Origin of the sequence: Bacillus sp. 5B6, from assembly GCF_000259405.1 — a bacterium.
In the GTDB taxonomy this organism is placed as follows: Bacteria; Bacillota; Bacilli; order Bacillales; family Bacillaceae; genus Bacillus; species Bacillus velezensis.
On sequence record NZ_AJST01000001.1, the window covers coordinates 1161997 to 1180726 of the forward strand.

Consider the following 18730-nt stretch of genomic DNA (forward strand, 5'->3'; position numbering starts at 1 on the left):
CGATCCCGTTATTTTGCACACCCTTTTTACTCATGCCTTTTTTGTTGTGTAAAAGGGCAAATGTAAACGGTTAAACTGAAGACTTGCGCCAGTGAATTCGTTGTCATGAATTTTCGCTGTAAGGTCACACTAGCTAACAGAGGAGGTACATCTTTTATGTTTAAAGCATTATTCGGCGTTCTCCAGAAAATCGGCCGTGCTCTTATGCTTCCGGTTGCGATTTTACCGGCTGCGGGGATCTTGCTTGCGTTAGGGAATGCCATGCAGAACAAAGATATGATTCAAGTCATGCATTTCTTAAGCAATGATAACGTTCAGCTTGTGGCGAACGTCATGGAAAGCGCCGGCCAAATCGTATTTGACAACCTGCCGCTTCTTTTTGCAGTAGGGGTTGCGATCGGCCTTGCCAACGGAGACGGTGTTGCCGGAATCGCGGCTATTATCGGATACTTGGTCATGAACGTATCCATGAGCGCCGTGCTTATGGCAAACGGCAGTATTCCGTCTGACAAAATTGAACGGGCAAAGTTTTTTGCGGAAAACCATCCGGCCTATATTAACATGCTGGGGATACCCACTTTGGCGACGGGCGTGTTCGGCGGTATTATCGTCGGGGTTCTGGCCGCGTTATTGTTCAACAAGTTTTATAAAATTGAACTTCCGCAGTACCTCGGATTTTTTGCGGGTAAGCGGTTCGTCCCGATTATCACATCAATTTCCGCATTAATTCTCGGTCTTATTATGTTAGTGATCTGGCCTCCGATCCAGCACGGTCTGAATTCCTTCTCCACGGGTCTTGTGGAAGCGAATCCAACCTTGGCGGCCTTTATTTTCGGGATGATTGAGCGGTCATTGATTCCGTTCGGTCTTCATCACATTTTCTACTCGCCGTTCTGGTATGAATTTTTCAGTTATAAAGATGCCGCAGGAGACATCATCCGCGGAGATCAGCGGATTTTCATGGCTCAGATCAAAGACGGCGTACAGCTGACGGCGGGAACATTTATGACGGGGAAATATCCGTTTATGATGTTCGGTCTTCCGGCGGCAGCGCTTGCAATCTATCATGAAGCGAAGCCTGAAAAGAAAAAACTTGTAGCCGGAATCATGGGTTCTGCCGCTCTGACAAGTTTCTTAACGGGAATTACCGAGCCGCTTGAATTCTCATTCTTGTTTGTGGCTCCTATCCTGTTTGCGATTCACTGCGTATTCGCGGGACTTTCCTTTATGGTCATGCAGCTTCTGCATGTAAAAATCGGTATGACCTTTTCAGGCGGTCTGATTGACTACTTCCTGTTCGGAATTCTGCCTAACCGGACGGCTTGGTGGCTTGTCATTCCGGTCGGCTTAGGATTAGCCGTCATTTACTACTTCGGTTTCCGGTTTGCGATCAAAAAGTTCAATCTGAAAACGCCGGGCCGTGAAGAAGAGGCTGCGGATGAAGGTGCGGGCGCCTCAGGCGAAGCCGGCGACCTTCCTTATGAAATCCTGCAGGCAATGGGTGACCAGGAAAACATAAAGCACCTTGACGCTTGTATCACGAGACTCCGCGTTACGGTCAACGACCAGAAGAAAGTGGATAAGACTCGTTTGAAACAGCTTGGCGCCTCAGGCGTTCTTGAAGTCGGAAACAACATTCAGGCCATTTTCGGCCCGCGTTCTGACGGTTTAAAAACACAGATGCAGGATATTATCGCCGGACGCACGCCGCGCCCTGAACCGAAAGTATCCGCACAAGAAGAAGTCAGCCAGCAGGTTGAAGAGGTTATCGCAGATCCGCTCCGAAACGAGCAGGGTGAAGAAGTGTTCGCTTCTCCGATCACCGGTGAAATCCATCCGATTACCGATGTGCCTGACCAGGTGTTCTCAGGAAAAATGATGGGTGACGGTTTTGCGATTCTTCCTGAAGAAGGAATCGTCGTATCGCCTGTCCGCGGAAAAGTACTGAATGTTTTCCCGACAAAACATGCGATCGGCCTTCAGTCTGACGGCGGAAGAGAGATCCTCATTCATTTCGGAATCGACACAGTCAGCCTGAAAGGCGAAGGATTCACTTCTTTTGTTTCTGAGGGTGACCGGGTTGAACCGGGGCAAAAGCTGCTTGAAGTTGATCTTGAAGCGGTTAAACCTCATGTTCCTTCATTAATGACACCGATTGTCTTTACAAATCTTGCCGAGGGTGAAGCGATTTCCCTTTCGGCCGAAGGTACCGTAAAACGGGAACAAAAAGATATTGTGAAAATCGGAAAATAAGCATATAAATACGCCGTGCTTGTCAGATGACAAGTACGGCTGTATGATATAATATTGTGTAGTAAAATAGCTTTAATTTAAAGGAGAATGATAATCATGGCACAAAAAACATTTAAAGTAACAGCAGATTCCGGAATCCACGCTCGTCCTGCGACAGTTCTTGTACAGACTGCAAGCAAATACGATGCTGACGTAAACTTAGAATATAACGGCAAAACAGTAAACCTTAAGTCAATCATGGGCGTTATGTCTCTAGGTATTGCTAAAGGCGCTGAAATCACAATTTCCGCTTCAGGCGCTGACGAAAACGATGCTCTTAACGCTTTAGAAGAAACAATGAAAAGCGAAGGACTCGGCGAGTAATGCAAGAATTAAAAGGAATAGGCGCTTCAGCCGGAATTGCGATTGCGAAAGCATACCGGCTTGAAGAGCCGGACTTAACGGTTGAAAAGAAAAACATTGCTGATGCTGCGGCTGAAGTAAGCCGTTTTGATGAAGCGATTGTACGTTCTAAAGAAGAGCTTGAAAAAATTAAAGAGCATGCTTTAAAAGAACTGGGACAAGACAAAGCTGACATTTTCTCCGCGCACCTTTTAGTTCTGAGTGATCCTGAGCTGTTGAACCCGGTAAAGGAGAAAATCAGCGCAGATTCAGTCAATGCTGAATTCGCTCTGAAAGAAACAGCTTCCATGTTCGTTACTATGTTTGAATCAATGGATAACGAATACATGAAAGAGCGTGCGGCGGATATCCGTGACGTAACAAAACGTGTGACGGGGCACCTGCTGGGCGTGGAAATTCCGAACCCGAGCATGATCTCAGAAGAGGTTGTTATCGTGGCTGAAGATTTGACACCGTCTGATACGGCTCAATTAAACCGCCAGTTTGTAAAAGGTTTTACAACTGATATCGGCGGACGCACTTCACACTCCGCGATCATGGCCCGTTCGCTTGAAATTCCGGCTGTTGTCGGCACAAAAGCGGCTACAGGGACAATTGAAAACGGTGTTACGGTAATCGTAGACGGCATCGATGGTGATGTGATCATCGATCCTTCCAGTGAAACGTTAAAGAAATATGAAGAAAAGCACAGTGCTTACCTGGCGCAAAAAGCTGAGTGGGCGAAGCTCGTCAATGAACCGACTGTTTCTAAAGACGGCCATCATGTAGAGCTTGCCGCAAACATCGGCACCCCGGATGATGTAAAAGGCGTTCTTGAAAACGGAGGAGAAGCTGTAGGGCTTTACCGTACGGAATTCCTTTACATGGGACGCGACCAGCTTCCGACGGAAGACGAGCAGTTTGACGCTTATAAAACGGTTCTTGAGCGTATGGAAGGAAAATCAGTTGTCGTTCGGACATTGGATATCGGCGGCGACAAAGAGCTTCCTTACCTGCAGCTTCCTAAAGAAATGAACCCGTTCTTAGGCTACAGAGCCATCCGCCTTTGCCTTGAAGAGCAAGAAATCTTCAGAACTCAGCTTCGTGCGCTGCTTCGTGCAAGTACATACGGAAACTTAAAAATCATGTTCCCGATGATTGCGACAGTAAACGAGTTTAAACAGGCGAAAGCGATTCTTCTCGAAGAAAAAGAAAAACTCGTCGAAGCCGGCGTAGCGGTTTCTGACGATATTGAAGTCGGTATGATGGTAGAGATTCCGTCTACAGCCGTTATCGCAGATCAGTTTGCCGCAGAAGTTGACTTCTTCAGTATCGGAACAAATGACTTGATCCAATACACGATGGCTGCTGACCGCATGAATGAGCGCGTAGCTTATCTGTATCAGCCATACAATCCGGCGATTCTCCGTCTGATCACCCTTGTTATTGAAGCCGCTCACAAAGAGGGCAAATGGGTCGGCATGTGCGGAGAAATGGCGGGAGATGAAATTGCGATTCCGATTCTTCTCGGCTTAGGCTTAGATGAGTTCTCGATGAGCGCTACATCCATCCTTCCGGCAAGAACGCAGATCAGCAAGCTTTCTAAAAAAGAAGCTGAATCATTCAAAGAAACAATCTTGTCTATGAGCACGACAGAAGAGGTTGTCGCATTCGTTAAAGAAACATTCAATAAGTAATACAACAGCCAGACGGTGTAAGCCGTCTGGTTTTTTTCATATTCGGAAAAAAGGGGGGAACAATAACTTTCAACAGGAGGGATTATCATGACAAAATCATTTGCAGCGGGGGATACGGTCTATGTGATTTACCGCAATCCGCATGCCGCCAATGTTGCCCATATTAAAGAGGCGGAGATCGTCCATCACCCGTATCATGAGGGAGAACTGTCTCTGTTTTTATACGAAACCTATCATCCGCTGGCCGAAGATGACGCGGTCTTTTCGACATATGAGGAAGCGGAAGCGCTTTACAGCGAGCTTTTTGAAGAAGACCGGTATCATTGATCAAAGGAAATGTTTACAACGCATATTCACTCTCTTTTAAACGGAAAGTAACAATATGAGAATATGTAAAGGGAGTGTCTGTCTATGCTGAAGCCGTTTGTGCCCCAGCTTGTTTATATTGAACCGAGAGCGCTCGAATACCCGTTAGGACAAGAGCTGAAGAATAAGTTTGAAAACATGGGGCTTGAGATCAGAGAAACGACATCGCATAATCAAGTCCGGAATATTCCGGGGAAAAATCACTTGCAGCAATACCGGAACGCGAAATCAACATTGGTAATCGGCGTCCGGAAAACACTGAAATTCGATTCTTCAAAGCCGTCCGCCGAATATGCCATTCCGTTTGCGACGGGCTGTATGGGGCATTGCCACTATTGCTACCTGCAGACGACGATGGGGTCAAAGCCTTACATCCGGACCTATGTCAATGTGGAAGAGATTCTGGATCAGGCTGATGAGTATATGAAAGAACGGGCGCCGGAATTTACAAGATTTGAAGCCTCTTGTACGTCTGATATCGTCGGAATCGATCATCTGACACATACATTAAAAAGAGCCATTGAACATTTCGGACAAAGCGAATTGGGACAGCTCAGATTCGTGACTAAATTTCACCACGTCGATCATTTGCTTGATGCAAAACATAACGGAAAGACAAGGTTCAGATTCAGCATCAATGCGGACTATGTCATTAAAAACTTTGAACCGGGAACTTCTCCGCTCGACAAACGGATAGAAGCCGCCGTCAAAGTCGCTAAAGCGGGCTATCCGCTCGGTTTCATCGTGGCGCCGATTTATATTCACGATGGCTGGGAGGAAGGCTATAAGGAACTGTTTGAGAAACTTGACGCGGCGCTTGATGAAGACGTTCGGCATGACATCACATTTGAACTGATCCAGCACCGTTTTACAAAACCGGCCAAACGGGTGATTGAGAAGAACTATCCGAAAACAAAGCTTGAGCTTGATGAAGAAAAGCGCAGATACAAATGGGGACGCTACGGAATCGGCAAGTATATATACCAAAAGGACGAAGAACATGACTTAAGGGAAACACTCGAATCTTATATCGAAACCTATTTTCCGAAAGCGAAAATCGAATATTTTACGTAAGGCGGAGCTGTCGGTACGACGGCTCTTTTTTTGCTGCGCCAAATGGCGGAAATTTTTGATATTTATTTCAAGGTTTATTCATTTTCTTGGCCGAAAGACCGATATAACTCTCAGGAGGGGATGGTTATGTTTAAAAAAATGCACATCAAAATTGCTGTGTTTGTAGCGGCAATGCTTATCGTAACGGTTGTTTTTTTAACGGTTTCTTCATATTTGACATTAAAGCCGATGATGACGGAGGAAGCAAAACGTACGACAGAGAATGTCACCAATTCACTCGGTCAGAACATTGAGCTTCAGCTGAAAAATGATGAGACCGTATTAATGAGATTAGCAGGCGGTGAATTGTCCCGGTCTTTTTTATCAGATGGGAAGAAAGAAACGGCGCGGCTTTTTAACGATGAGTTAAAACAGATCGGACAGAATGACAAATATGTCGCGCTTGCGTACGTCGGAACCGCAAACAAACAAATGTTTACATATCCAAAGGCCGATTTTGCCAAAGACTATGATCCGACAAATAGAACATGGTATAAGATGGCGGCTGAAAAACCCGATAAGGTTGTCTGGACTGACCCTTATAAAGATGCAGTGACGGGAGACATGATCGTGACGGCGTCAAAAGCCATTCAAAACAGCGGAACCGTCGTCGGGGTGGCGAGCTTAGATCTGAAGCTGTCCTCTATTCAGAGCATGGTCAACGAGCAAAAGGTCCCGTATAAAGGATTTGCCTTTTTAGCGGATGAAAACGGTTCTCTGCTGGCGCATCCGGAAAAACAGGGAAAAAATATTTCGGAAGATCAGACGTTAAAAGACATCACTGCGGATAAAGAAGGTGTCAAAGAGCTGCAGGGGAACATGGTCGTCTACCAAACGGTAAAAGAAACAGGGTGGAAAGTCGGAACGCAGTTTGAAAAAGATCAGCTGATGGGAGTAGCCGACAAAATGAACACGGTGAGCATTTTTATGTCACTGATCGCCCTTGTGATTACGATCGGTCTCAGCTATTTCCTAGCAAAAACGATAACCGGGCCGATTCAGCAGCTGATCGCCAAAACAAATTCAGTCTCAGCGGGAGATTTAACCGTCCGCGCCCAGACGAAATCAAAAGATGAAGTAGGCGAGTTAACAAAAGACTTTAACCAAATGGTTGAAAATATGAAAGAGATGGTCGAACAGGTCAAAGCCTCTTCGGAAAATGTGTCCGATACATCTGACCAATTAACCGTCATTTCACAAGAAACAAATGAAACGAGCGGACAAATCGCAAAAGCGATAGAGGAAGTCGCCGCCGGAGCGACAGAGCAAGCGTCAGAGGTTGAGACGATCAACGAAAAATCAGAAAATCTCTCGGTCAAAATAAAAGGAATCGCAGATCGCGCGGGCAGCATAAAACAACTCTCAAAATCTTCAGAGGATGCCAGCTACAAAGGACTGGACGCGCTCGGGCAGCTGCTGATGAAGTCAAACGAAGCCAATTCAGAAACGAAAAAAGTAGAGGCAATGCTGAATGACTTGGAAGAACAAACGAAAAACATAGAAGAAGTCGTGACGGCAATATCCGCCATTTCAGACCAGACGAACCTCTTGGCGCTGAATGCGAGCATTGAAGCCGCAAGAGCGGGAGAAAGCGGACGGGGCTTTGCCGTCGTCGCGGAAGAAGTCCGCAAGCTTGCTGAACAATCAGCTCTTTCTTCCGGCCATATCAGTGAGACGGTCCGTCTGATTCAATCTGAGACAAAAGAAGCGTCACACGCGATGATTGAGGCAAGCAGAATGAATGATGAACAAAACAGCGCCATTCATGAAACGGGTGAGGTTCTTAATCTGATTACGACGGAAATGCAGTCTCTCGTTCAAGGTATAGATCATATTTACAATGACATTCAAAAAATGAGTGAAGAACAAGCCGCGATTCAAGAAGCGATTCAAAGCATCTCCGCCATTTCTCAAGAATCTGCGGCAGCGGCGGAAGAAGTGAACGCTTCTACTGATGAACAGCTCGTTACGCTTGAAAAAGTGAAGCAATCGACTGATATGTTAAAGAGCGCAAGCGAAGATCTGATCAGCGCCATTTCTAAATTCACCTTGTAACGCGGACTCTATCATCCTATAATATGGTAATATAGACATGAAAGAATAATATTATGAATCGCATCAGGGGAGGAAAGCGCAGTGAACAAAACGGTCGGATTTATCGGTTTGGGCGTCATGGGAAACAGTATGGCATCGCACATTTTAGAAGCGGGCTATCCTGTTTTAGTCTACACGCGTACGAAACAAAAAGCGGAAGAGATTCTGAATAAGGGCGCGGTCTGGCAGGAGACGGTCAAAAACCTTTCAGAGAAAGCTGACATTATTATTACTATGGTCGGCTATCCGAGTGATGTCGAGGAAATCTATCTCGGCGAAAACGGCATTCTCTGTCATGCAAAAGAAGGGGCGTTTGTCATTGACATGACGACATCAAAACCGTCTCTGGCGAAGAAAATAGCGGAGAAAGCCAAAGAAAAGTCCATTCACGCCTTGGATGCACCCGTTTCCGGCGGAGACATCGGCGCGAGGAACGGAACGCTTGCCATTATGGCCGGAGGAGAAAAAGAAGCGTTTGAAGCATGCCTGCCGCTTTTCTCCGTTATGGGGGAAAACATTCAGTATCAAGGGCCGGCCGGCAGCGGCCAGCATACGAAAATGTGCAATCAGATCGCGATTGCAGCGGGAATGGTCGGAGTGGCTGAAGCGATGGCTTACGCTGAAAAATCCGGTCTGAACCCGGAACAAGTGCTGAAAAGCATTACAACCGGAGCGGCTGGCAGCTGGTCATTGTCAAATCTCGCCCCCCGTATGCTGAAAGGCGATTTTGCGCCCGGATTCTACGTGAAACACTTTATTAAAGACATGGGAATTGCCCTAGAAGAAGCGGAGCTCATGGGAGAAGAGATGCCCGGATTGGCGCTTGCCAAATCATTATACGACAAGCTTTCCGCGCAAGGAGAAGAAAACAGCGGAACTCAAAGTATTTATAAGCTTTGGGTGAAATAAAAAAGATTGCCCGCGGGGGCAATCTTTTTTATTATTTATTTTCCGATGAATTGCTGTGTCCAGATGTTTCCTGATTCTACGTAACCGACACCGATTTGAGTGAACTCAGGATTCATGATGTTCTTTCTGTGGCCTTCACTGTTCATCCAAGCTTTAACGACAGCTTCAGGAGTCGGCTGTCCTTTGGCGATATTTTCACCGGCAGTCTTATAAGTGATTCCGAAAGACTTCATCATATCGAAAGGTGAGCCGTAAGTAGGGCTTTGGTGATCGAAATAGTTTTTGTCTTTCATATCTTGTGATTTTGCGTGAGCTGATTTGCTTAATTTTTCATCAATCTGCAGAGGTTTTAAGCCTTGCTTTTGTCTCTCTGCATTTGTCAATTCAACGACTTTCTTTTCGTACGCACTGACTGATGAAGGAGTTTTCTCGCTGCTGTTGTTTGTGTTATCTGTCTGCTTTGCATTGTCAGCCGTCTGGTTTTGATCGGCTTTAGGTTTTTCAGCAGCAGCCGGAGCCGTTTTTGCCGGTGTTTCTTTTTGTACATCTTTAACTGTCATGTCAGAATGTTTTGCGTGTTTTTGCAGCAGCTGAGTCAGTTCTTTCTCATTTTTAACGTTCAGCTTTTTCATGCTCGTTTTCATATGTAGTTTTTCAACAGCCTCTTTAAGAGTCAGATGCTGTACAGTGTTTCCTTTTTTCACGGTAACGACGTGCTGGCATGACAGCTCTTTTGCAGATGCCTGCTGAATGCCTCCGAATGTAATCAAACTGACTGCCGCGGCGGCAGATAAGAGAAATGCTTTTTTCATAGTTAATAGCCTCCCAGAGAAGTTTTTTTCTACAAGAAAAATCTTATCACAGCTTTTTTGTCATAATGCAGGCAGCCATTTCCTTTGACAACAAACTCTTGTCATAATTGTAATTGAGCGCAGAAAAATGGCTCTATACCGGGAAAAACGATCTGTATTTATTTTTTAAAACCCGTTACATCTCTTCAAATTATTTGAAGTGTTAGCTATATTTTAAGATAATTTGGTCTTGACAGTTTTTTTTACCCGTTTTCGCTGTAACAACTTTTACAAAAATGTTACAATTAAAATCTGTTTATGTAAATATATTCAATGATTTGAGAGGTGTAACAGAAAGTGGCTGAAGTTGCGCGCGAACCAAAGAAAAAAACGAAACGTTACAGAGCGCTGAGAATGAATCTCTATTTTTTGATTGTTTTTCTTCTCTTTACGGCACTGATTTTTAAACTCGGCATCGTCCAGATTGTCGAAGGGGATAAACACCGCCAGGATGCGGAGAAGGCAAATGCAAAAACCGCCTATTATCCGACACCGCGGGGAAAGATGTATGACAAGCGGAACAGGGTGGCGGTTGATAACCAGGCTGTGCCTGAAATTGTATACGTTTCTACCTCAAAAACCTCGGCAAAGGACAAATTGAAAACGGCAAAAAATCTCGCCGCACTGATTCATATTGATACTGAATTTATGAAGGATCGAAATATCATTGATTACTGGCTTGCCGCACATCCGAAGAAGGCGGAAAAGCTTATGAAGGATTCAGAAAACAGCCTGAAATCCCAAGAAGTGTACAAACGCCAGATTGAACGCGTTCCGAAGCAGGAGATTGATGCGATCAAAAAAGATAAAAAAGAGCTGCAAATTGCGGCGATTTATACGCGTTTTTCAAGCGGCAACGCCTATCAGCCGCAAGTCGTCAAATCAATGGACCCGAATAAGCTGAACGGAAACGGAAACAGCGGTTCATTGCTTGACGAGCATGAAAACAACAAGCAAAAACCAAAAAGCGATCTGACATATGAAGAAGTTTCCGTCGTATCCGAGCACCTGAAAGAGCTCCCCGGCATTGACGTGATCAATGACTGGACGCGGAAATATCCGTACGACAAAACGCTTTACTCTCTGTTCGGCGGTGTGACGACACCGGAACAGGGATTGTTGGGCGAACGGAAAGATTATTATGTCACAAGAGGCTACTCACTGAATGACCGGGTGGGTAAAAGCTACATTGAATATCAGTATGAAGACTATTTAAACGCGCATAAAGAAAAAGTAGAGTATGTGGAAAACAGCAAAGGTGAAGTCGTCAGCCAAAAGCCCGTCGATGAAGGCAGCAGAGGCTACGATCTGCAGCTCTCGCTCGATATGGAATTACAGTCGAAAGTCGAAAAAGTCATTGAAAAAGAGCTGAGAAGAAGCCGCGCCGCAGGCAACTATATGGTTGACAGAGGATTTGCCGTCATGATGGATCCGAACAACGGGGATATTCTCTCAATGGCGGGGAAACGCATCGATCTCGAAACGAATAAGACACAGGATTTTGCGATCGGAGCATTTACGACCCAATATGAGATGGGCTCTTCTGTTAAAGGAGCGACTGTTCTTGCGGGTTACCAAAGCGGCCTCCCGCATTATAAAACGTTTGTCGATGCACCGCTTAAGTTTAAAGATGGAACGGAAAAGCACTCGTGGACACAAATGGGGACCATTACTGAGCTGACCGCGCTGCAAAGAAGTTCAAACATATATATGTTTCATGTGGCCATGCATATCGCGGGCATTACCTACGTTCCGCACGGCATGCTGCCGGCCGGATTAGACGATATTAAGAAAATGCGCAACTATTACGCCCAATTTGGCTTGGGTGTGAAGACCGGGATTGATCTTCCACAGGAATCAGCGGGCATGCAGTCAAATCCGCAAATGGTCGGAGGATTGCTGCTTGACTTTGCGATCGGACAGTTTGATACGTATACGCCGCTTCAAATGGCTCAATATATTTCAGCCATCGCAAACGGCGGGTATCGCGTCCAGCCGCGGATCGTCACAAGCATTCATGAACCGGACAGCAAAAACAAGATTGGAAAAGCGATTGAACAGCGAGATAGTAAAATTTTGAACAAAGTAAATAACAGCCCGAGCGATTTTGACCAAGTTCATAAAGGAATGAAGTTGGTCACAAGCTCACCCCAAGGAACGGCTTATTCAACATTCCAAGGTTCCGGCGCTGATGTTTCCGGAAAAACGGGAACCGCGCAGACGCACTATTACGGCACGAACAAAAACTGGTGGGGGCAAGAGACGTATAACCTGACCTTTGTCGGTTATTATCCGTCAGAACATCCACGAGTGGCATTCAGCGTCGTCGTTCCGTCTGTTCGAGATGATAAAGATCATATCAGTAAAAACATTGCCAAGGGAGCAGTTGACGCTTACAAAGAGCTTGAAAAGAAATACAATAAAAAATAACAAATGAAAGGGCGGCCGAACATCTCGTGCGCCCTTTCTTTCATTCAGGAAAATTGACGTTCACAATAAGAATAGAAGGAGAATGCTTATTTTTTAGCGAATCAATCTAGTGGAATTTCTTTTTATATCAGTCCGTGTCCAGCCTGCAGTGCGAGTATAATGCAAAGGAGGGATTCTGTGGAACAGGATACTCAGCATGTCAAACAGTTTCAATCGAAAACCGATCTTCATGCCGTTTTGACGTCTAACGGGCGTATTATGTATATTTCTGCAAACTGCAAATCGTACTTCAGTTATTCTCAGGAAGAGATGATCGGGGCATTTCTCAAAACGTTCCTGCATGAAGAAGATCAATTTTTGGTTGAAAGTTACTTCTATAATGAGCATCATTTGATGCCTTGCACCTTTCGTCTTATTAAAAAAGATCATACCATCGTATGGCTTGAAGCGGGTGTGGAAATTGTCACACCGCAAATGGAGGGGACGGATCGGGAAATCATCCTCAAAATCAAGGTGCTTGAGGAGAAGACGCCCCGCCGGCCTTATATGTATGAACAAAAGAAGCAAAAGGCAGAACAACAGTCGGAAGATGCGGCTGGAAACGGCGAATTCGAGCGTCTTGTCGAAATGCTGCCGAATCCTTTATATGTCAGCATCAACGGCACAATCGCCTACGCCAACAACGCGATGCTTGCCATGCTGGGAGCCGAAAGCAAAGACGAGGTAATCGGCAGGCGCTCTTATGAGTTTATTGAAGAAGAGTATCACGACATTGTGAAAAACCGAATTGTGCGGATGCAAAAAGGAATGGAAGTCGGAATGATCGAACAGACGTGGAGAAGGCTCGACGGCACGCCCGTTCATTTAGAAGTGAAGGCGGCACCGACGACATATAAAAATCAGCGGGCGGAATTGCTGCTTCTGATTGATATTTCTTCACGGAAAAAATTCCAAACGATTCTGCAAAAAAGCAGAGAGCGTTATCAGCTCCTCATTCAGAATTCAATTGACACGATCGCCGTGATTCACAATGATAAATGGGTATTCATGAATGAGTCGGGCATTTCGCTGTTTGAGGCTGAAACATATGAAGATTTAATTGGGAAAAACGTCTATGATCAGCTTCATCCCTGTGATCATGACGGCGTGAAACAGCGGATCCAAAATATTATCAACCGAAAGACCGAGTCAGAAATTATTAAGCAATCGTGGTTTACCTTTAAAAACCGGCTGATCTACACGGAAATGGTCTGCATTCCGACGACGTTTTTCGGAGAAACGGCCGTGCAGGTCATTCTGCGTGATATTTCTGAGCGGAAGCAGACGGAGGAATTAATGCTGAAGTCGGAGAAGCTGTCTATCGCAGGGCAGCTGGCGGCGGGAATCGCTCACGAAATCCGCAATCCGCTGACGGCGATCAAAGGATTTTTACAGCTCATGAAGCCGACGATGGGGGAAAACGAACATTACTTTGAAATTGTGTTTTCTGAACTGAGCAGAATCGAATTAATTTTAAGTGAGCTTTTAATGCTTGCCAAACCTCAGCAAAACGCCGTGAAAGAGCGTGTAAACTTAAAGAAAATTATAAGTGAAGTGACCGCTCTTTTAGAGACGCAGGCAAATCTTAAAGGGATTTTTATCAAAACGGATTACGAACATGACAGCATGTATATTAACGGTGATCAAAATCAGCTGAAACAGGTGTTTATCAACCTGATTAAAAATGCCGTTGAGTCGATGCCGGATGGGGGAACGGTTCACATCATCATGACAGAAGATGAGTACTCCGTTAATGTGACGGTGAAAGACGAGGGTGACGGGATACCGGAAAACGTGCTGAAACGAATAGGCGAACCGTTTTTGACAACGAAAGAAAAAGGAACCGGCCTGGGGCTGATGGTCACATTCAACCTTATTAAAAACCATCAGGGAGCCATCAAAGTAGACAGCAAACCGGATAGAGGCACGGCCTTTCATATTACATTCCCGAAACAATAAAAAACAACGGCGTTATGCCGTTGTTTAAATAGTCTGCATGGATTCTCTCGTTTTTAAAATAAATGCTTCCAGCCGGTCCAAGCCTTCTCTCAATGTATCCAGTGAATATGCGAATGACAGCCTCACATACCCTTCACCCAACTTTGAAAACGAGCTGCCGGGCACAAGAGCCACACCTGCATCCTCTAAAAGAGCCATACTAAAATCAAACGATGACATTCCGAATGACTTAATGGAAGGGAAGATATAAAATGCGCCTGACGGCTTTACGACGTCAAGCCCCATTGAAACTAGACGGTCATATACATAGTCAAGCCGCTTTTTATACTGTTCTCTCATAATAAGCGCATCATCAACACCGTTTGTCACCGCTTCAAGAGCCGCTTTCTGAGAGATTGAAGACGCGCATGTCACACTGTATTGGTGAACTTTTAAGATGTGCTTGGCAATTTCTTTCGGTGCGAAAATGAAACCGATTCTCCAGCCCGTCATGCTGTGTGATTTTGACAGGCCGTTGATAACGATCGTCTGGTCTCTCAAATAAGACGCGATCGAATAATGCGGTCTGTCATAGGTTAATTCGCTGTAAATCTCATCAGACAGGACAAAAACATTTCTGCCCTTCAGGACGGCTGCGATGTTTTGCAGCTCTTCCTCAGACAATGTCACTCCGGTCGGATTTGACGGATAAGGAAGAATGACGCATTTTGTTTTTGGTGTCAGCGATTCTTCAATGAGCCGCGCCGTCAGCTTAAATCCGTGTGTCGTCGTATCCACATGGACCGGAACGGCGCCCGACATGCGGATGATCGGTTCGTAGCCCGGATATATCGGTCCGGGGAGAATAACTTCATCGCCCGGAGATAAAATCGTCCGCAAAGACGCGTCAATCGCTTGGCTTGCCCCGGTTGTGACGATGATTTCAGTTTCAGCTTCATAATTCAAATCAGCTTTTTTCTTCATATAAAGCTGTACGGCCTGTCTCAGCTCAAGGCCGCCCGCATTCGGAGTATATGCCGTTGCGTTCTCGTCGATTGCCTTTTTGGCAGCCGCTTTGACATGGTGCGGCGTGAAGAAATCCGGCTGACCGATCGTAAGCGAAATGACATTGTCGTGCTGAGCTACAAGATTTGAGAATTTGCGAATTCCTGAAATTTCAATTTCTTTTACATTCGGATTAAGCAAATGTTCCATAATTCATCACCTTATACTATATATTGAGTTTATCCTATTTTACCACTAGCTGAGCATTTGTCATCTTTTTATTGAACTATCCCGAGTATATGTCCGATAAGTGAAAACATACCTTCTTTCAGAAAAAAATAAGACAACCAGCTGAAATGATTGTCTTCATTGTATCATGATCTATCTATTGTGATATGTGGCGAATGTCATTAATACCCGTATTCAAAGCTGACGTCTTCCCGCCATAAGATGTATGGAGCGGGCTTGTCGGGACGCTCTTTCGCCTCTTTTTTCATTTGCAGGTAAGCCGTTTTGCTGATATCTTCTAACACCGTCATTTGATCTTGGTCGAATATGACTACTGTACCCATTTATTACACCCTTCTTCCTGAAAAATCCTTGACTATTTTACCACTCGATGTCAAAAAGTCAATGGGATATCAGAAAAAAGCATTTTTTTATAAAGAGTTCATGGCCAGTTGGACCGAATACATTCACTTTTTCCGTTTCCAGCCGATATATACAGTACAATACTGAATGCGGATAGCGAGGGATTGAATTGTCTTTACAACAATACGATATTTTATTGGATTCAGGCACAAACGAATTAGAAATCGTCAAATTTGAAGTAGGCGTCAATACATTTGGCATAAATGTGATGAAAGTCCGGGAAATCATTCAGCCGGTAGAGGTCACATCTGTGCCTCAGTCTCATAAAGACGTAGAAGGGATGATTAAGCTGAGAGGCGAAATTCTTCCCGTCATCAGTCTGTATACCTTTTTCGGCGTTGATGCCGAAGGAGCAAAAGACGATAAATATATCGTAACGGAATTCAACAAGCGGAAAATCGTCTTTCACGTCGGTTCCGTTTCACAAATCCACAGGGTGTCCTGGGAGGCGATTGAAAAGCCGACTTCCCTGAACCAGGGCATGGAGCGGCATTTAACGGGAATCATCAAACTGGAAGACACGATGATCTTTCTGCCTGATTATGAAAAGATCATTTACGATATTGAATCGGCATCCGGAGTTGAGACTTATCATGTCCATCAGGAAGGATTTGATGAAAGACGGGCGGGTAAAAAACTGATCATCGTTGAAGATTCGCCGCTTCTGATGCGTCTTTTGACGGATGAGCTGACTGAGGCGGGGTACAGTGAAATCGTTACGTTTGAAAACGGAAAAGAAGCGTATGATTACGTCGTGGAACTGACGGATAACGGAGAAAACCTGTCAGACCATATTGACATGATTATCAGTGACATTGAGATGCCGAAAATGGACGGGCATCGTTTGACGAAGCTCCTTAAGGATAACCCGCAAAGCTCTGATGTGCCGATTATGATTTTCTCGTCCCTGATTACGGACGACCTGCGCCACCGGGGCGAAGTAGTCGGAGCGGATGAACAGATCAGCAAGCCTGAAATCAGCGAGCTCATTAAAAAAGTGGATACGTACGTGATTGAATAGAAAAAAGCCGATGCATGACGCATCGGCTTTTTTGCGGCGGAATTAAAAATAACTCTCACCAAGTTTTTTAAATACGGGTTTATGATAAGCGGGCTGCTGCCTGTTGGCGGCAAGCGGTTTTTCCTTTAAGCCCACATATTTTTGCAATACATTTTTCGCTTTTGTCAAAGACATTTGTGCTTTAGGATTGCGGTACGATTGATTTAACGTACCTAAATGCGGAAGATGCTGGAAGTCTTCTTTTGTTGGAGGCATGTGAAAATAGTAGTCTCCGATAGAGATAAGTACGTCTGACTGCTGTTGGCTAAACCTGGGATTATTTGAAAAGTGAAGCCCTATTTTTTTCCCTTTGCCTTCTTTCACAAGCTTTTGTAATGCCCGTTTTTTCAGCAGATAAAGGTATTTAGGGTTGGGGGCGGTTTTTGCATGGCGGTTCACAGTATAAACAGCTTTTGAAAGATTCTCGATGGTTGGCTGCAGCTCTTTCGAATAAGCGTGGTCGTCCATTATTTCTCTCCTTTGCATTGATCAAGTTCATATATAGATTATACTTTTTTAGCGTTGAAATGCAAATATTGATTATAAAAATACGCCTTTTTCTGATGAAAAGGGCGCATCTTTTTCCTTTATTAGACAGGATTCGCATGTTTTTCGGAATCAGCCTTTAATGATTGCTGCACATCGACCTCTGCTGCCTCGGCGCTGTATTTCGGAAGAGCGATAAAATAGAACACAAATACCGCTAAAATCACGATTCCCATGCCGTAATAAAGGTAATCAATATTGGTAACGAATTTCGGAAATAACAGGGCAACCAGTCCGAGTGTAATCGATTGGGCAAACATCATAAAAGGATCCTGCCAGCCGCTGACCCGGCCCATTATTTTCGGATGAACGATTTTCGGCATCCAGCCGCCGATGGCGATATTGACAGGGCCGATGCACATGCCGAGGACGAAAGCGGCCGCATAATAAATCCACAGCTTATCCGTATAGCCGAGGACAAAAATGAGCAGTCCGGCTGCCAAAATAGGAATCGACATCAAATGATGCGGTTTGACTTTTTTTGCGATCATCGTTCCGATCACACTTCCTGCAAGCAGGCCGAAGCCGAGTGCGACGGTGAAGATGGAAGTATGTGATTCGTAATGATCAGGCGCAAGTCCGTATTTCATCGTAAACATCGGCAGTACGGCAAAGCCGCCGTTGACAAAACCAAAGATAAAAAAGCCGAAAATAAGGGAAGCAAGTAATTTGTTTTTAACAATATATACGATCCCTTCCTTAAAATCAGCGACCGAGTCTTTCAGAAACGAATCTCCCCATTTAAAAGGGCCGTTCGGCTGACGGGCTTCTTTCGGAATGCGGCAGGCGCGGATCAGAAAGCCTGATACAATAAAGCTGACAAAATCAAGGATAATGGCTCCGTGAATACCGATCGTTTTATACATAAACGCGCCTATACCGACGCCGAATACCATGAAGATGCTGAACAGGATCTGGTTAAGTCCCGCCGCTTTCGCGTAATGCTCCTTAGGCAGAATAGCTTGTACAAGGCTGGCTTCCGCCGGGAAAAAGAACTTGGTCACGGCGCTTCTGATGAACAAAATACAGAACACGAGAGGGATGCTCCCGGTGTATAATGCGGCAAATAATACGATCGTCAGTCCGGCTCTGATCCAGTCACAATTCTCCGCGACTTTTTTTCTGTCAAGCCGGTCAGCTGCGACACCGACAATCAGAAATACGAAAACTGTCGGCAGTGAATACATCAGCTCAGCCAAAGTCGTGTATGCCGGCTGGTTTGAAAAATGGTCCAGCAAGTAAAAAGCGAAAGCCATATTACCTACAGTCGTTCCCATTTGAGAAGCGAGTGCTGCGAAAAAGAGACGGACAAAATTGCGATTTTTAAATATATCCATAAACACGCTCCTTACCCTAAAGGTCCCACTGTAATATATTATCATCAGCTCGTTCCATTA

14 protein-coding genes and 1 pseudogene are annotated in these 18730 nt (G+C 45.1%); 10 read left to right on the forward strand and 5 right to left on the reverse strand.

Annotated elements, in window-relative coordinates:
* The first annotated feature begins 156 nt into the window (after positions 1–156).
* The 7 genes from ptsG (at position 157) to MY7_RS05865 (ending at position 8813) form a co-directional block, all read left to right on the forward strand.
* Positions 157–2253, forward strand: coding sequence for a glucose-specific PTS transporter subunit IIBC (ptsG, locus tag MY7_RS05835; RefSeq protein ID WP_007611063.1), 2097 nt, complete (start codon positions 157–159; stop codon positions 2251–2253).
* Positions 2254–2349: 96 nt separating this feature from the next.
* Entirely contained in the window at positions 2350–2616 is a 267-nt protein-coding gene (locus MY7_RS05840; RefSeq protein WP_003154654.1) for a phosphocarrier protein HPr, read from the forward strand.
* A complete protein-coding gene (ptsP, locus tag MY7_RS05845; protein WP_007611069.1) occupies positions 2616–4331 on the forward strand; it encodes a phosphoenolpyruvate--protein phosphotransferase in 1716 nt (571 codons plus the stop codon). The genes MY7_RS05840 and ptsP overlap by 1 nt, the downstream gene beginning before the upstream one ends.
* Before the next feature lie 87 nt (positions 4332–4418).
* Complete coding sequence (locus MY7_RS05850; protein ID WP_003154646.1) at positions 4419–4658, forward strand: transcriptional regulator SplA domain-containing protein; 240 nt, start codon at positions 4419–4421, stop codon at positions 4656–4658.
* Between the two features lie 84 nt (positions 4659–4742).
* Positions 4743–5771: a spore photoproduct lyase gene (splB, locus tag MY7_RS05855; RefSeq protein ID WP_007611071.1), complete on the forward strand. Its 1029-nt coding sequence runs from the start codon at positions 4743–4745 to the stop codon at positions 5769–5771.
* Between the two features lie 126 nt (positions 5772–5897).
* Entirely contained in the window at positions 5898–7865 is a 1968-nt protein-coding gene (locus tag MY7_RS05860) for a methyl-accepting chemotaxis protein (RefSeq protein WP_029325881.1), read from the forward strand.
* An 81-nt stretch (positions 7866–7946) separates the two neighbouring features.
* Positions 7947–8813, forward strand: a complete 867-nt coding sequence (locus tag MY7_RS05865; protein WP_007611073.1) for an NAD(P)-dependent oxidoreductase — start codon at positions 7947–7949, stop codon at positions 8811–8813.
* Positions 8814–8848: 35 nt separating this feature from the next.
* Here the strand turns inward: MY7_RS05865 and MY7_RS05870 are convergent, their stop codons facing one another.
* Complete coding sequence (locus MY7_RS05870; protein ID WP_007611074.1) at positions 8849–9625, reverse strand: CAP domain-containing protein; 777 nt, start codon at positions 9623–9625, stop codon at positions 8849–8851.
* A gap of 336 nt (positions 9626–9961) precedes the next feature.
* Between MY7_RS05870 and MY7_RS05875 the strand changes: the two genes are divergently transcribed.
* Complete coding sequence (locus MY7_RS05875) at positions 9962–12094, forward strand: peptidoglycan D,D-transpeptidase FtsI family protein (RefSeq protein ID WP_007611075.1); 2133 nt, start codon at positions 9962–9964, stop codon at positions 12092–12094.
* A gap of 177 nt (positions 12095–12271) precedes the next feature.
* Positions 12272–14092: a PAS domain-containing protein gene (locus MY7_RS05880; RefSeq protein ID WP_029325882.1), complete on the forward strand. Its 1821-nt coding sequence runs from the start codon at positions 12272–12274 to the stop codon at positions 14090–14092.
* On the opposite strand, the pseudogene MY7_RS05885 reads toward MY7_RS05880, so the two are convergent.
* Both MY7_RS05885 and MY7_RS19740 read right to left on the reverse strand, forming a co-directional pair.
* A pseudogene (locus MY7_RS05885) lies at positions 14073–15286 on the reverse strand (aminotransferase A). The gene MY7_RS05880 and the pseudogene MY7_RS05885 sit on opposite strands and share 20 nt — an antisense overlap.
* Before the next feature lie 200 nt (positions 15287–15486).
* The gene (locus tag MY7_RS19740) at positions 15487–15648 is read right to left on the reverse strand and encodes a hypothetical protein (RefSeq protein WP_007409608.1); all 162 of its coding nucleotides are present in this window, start codon (positions 15646–15648) and stop codon (positions 15487–15489) included.
* A 188-nt stretch (positions 15649–15836) separates the two neighbouring features.
* Between MY7_RS19740 and cheV the strand changes: the two genes are divergently transcribed.
* Entirely contained in the window at positions 15837–16748 is a 912-nt protein-coding gene (gene cheV, locus MY7_RS05890) for a chemotaxis protein CheV (RefSeq protein WP_007611092.1), read from the forward strand.
* A 42-nt stretch (positions 16749–16790) separates the two neighbouring features.
* Here cheV and MY7_RS05895 read toward each other — a convergent pair whose 3' ends face one another.
* Together MY7_RS05895 and MY7_RS05900 are read right to left on the reverse strand one after the other, a co-directional pair.
* Positions 16791–17255, reverse strand: a complete 465-nt coding sequence (locus MY7_RS05895; protein ID WP_003154622.1) for a YkyB family protein — start codon at positions 17253–17255, stop codon at positions 16791–16793.
* Positions 17256–17377: 122 nt separating this feature from the next.
* Entirely contained in the window at positions 17378–18670 is a 1293-nt protein-coding gene (locus MY7_RS05900; protein WP_007611093.1) for an MFS transporter, read from the reverse strand.
* Positions 18671–18730 lie beyond the last annotated feature (60 nt).

Bases quoted from the DNA above. Each gene is read 5' to 3' on its own strand.
- ptsG (WP_007611063.1), top strand. From the start codon at position 157: ATGTTTAAAGCATTATTCGGCGTTCTCCAGAAAATCGGCCGTGCTCTT.
- MY7_RS05840 (WP_003154654.1), top strand. From the start codon at position 2,350: ATGGCACAAAAAACATTTAAAGTAACAGCAGATTCCGGAATCCACGCT.
- ptsP (WP_007611069.1), top strand. From the start codon at position 2,616: ATGCAAGAATTAAAAGGAATAGGCGCTTCAGCCGGAATTGCGATTGCG.
- MY7_RS05850 (WP_003154646.1), top strand. From the start codon at position 4,419: ATGACAAAATCATTTGCAGCGGGGGATACGGTCTATGTGATTTACCGC.
- splB (WP_007611071.1), top strand. From the start codon at position 4,743: ATGCTGAAGCCGTTTGTGCCCCAGCTTGTTTATATTGAACCGAGAGCG.
- MY7_RS05860 (WP_029325881.1), top strand. From the start codon at position 5,898: ATGTTTAAAAAAATGCACATCAAAATTGCTGTGTTTGTAGCGGCAATG.
- MY7_RS05870 (WP_007611074.1), bottom strand. From the start codon at position 9,625: ATGAAAAAAGCATTTCTCTTATCTGCCGCCGCGGCAGTCAGTTTGATT.
- MY7_RS19740 (WP_007409608.1), bottom strand. From the start codon at position 15,648: ATGGGTACAGTAGTCATATTCGACCAAGATCAAATGACGGTGTTAGAA.
- MY7_RS05895 (WP_003154622.1), bottom strand. From the start codon at position 17,255: ATGGACGACCACGCTTATTCGAAAGAGCTGCAGCCAACCATCGAGAAT.
- MY7_RS05900 (WP_007611093.1), bottom strand. From the start codon at position 18,670: ATGGATATATTTAAAAATCGCAATTTTGTCCGTCTCTTTTTCGCAGCA.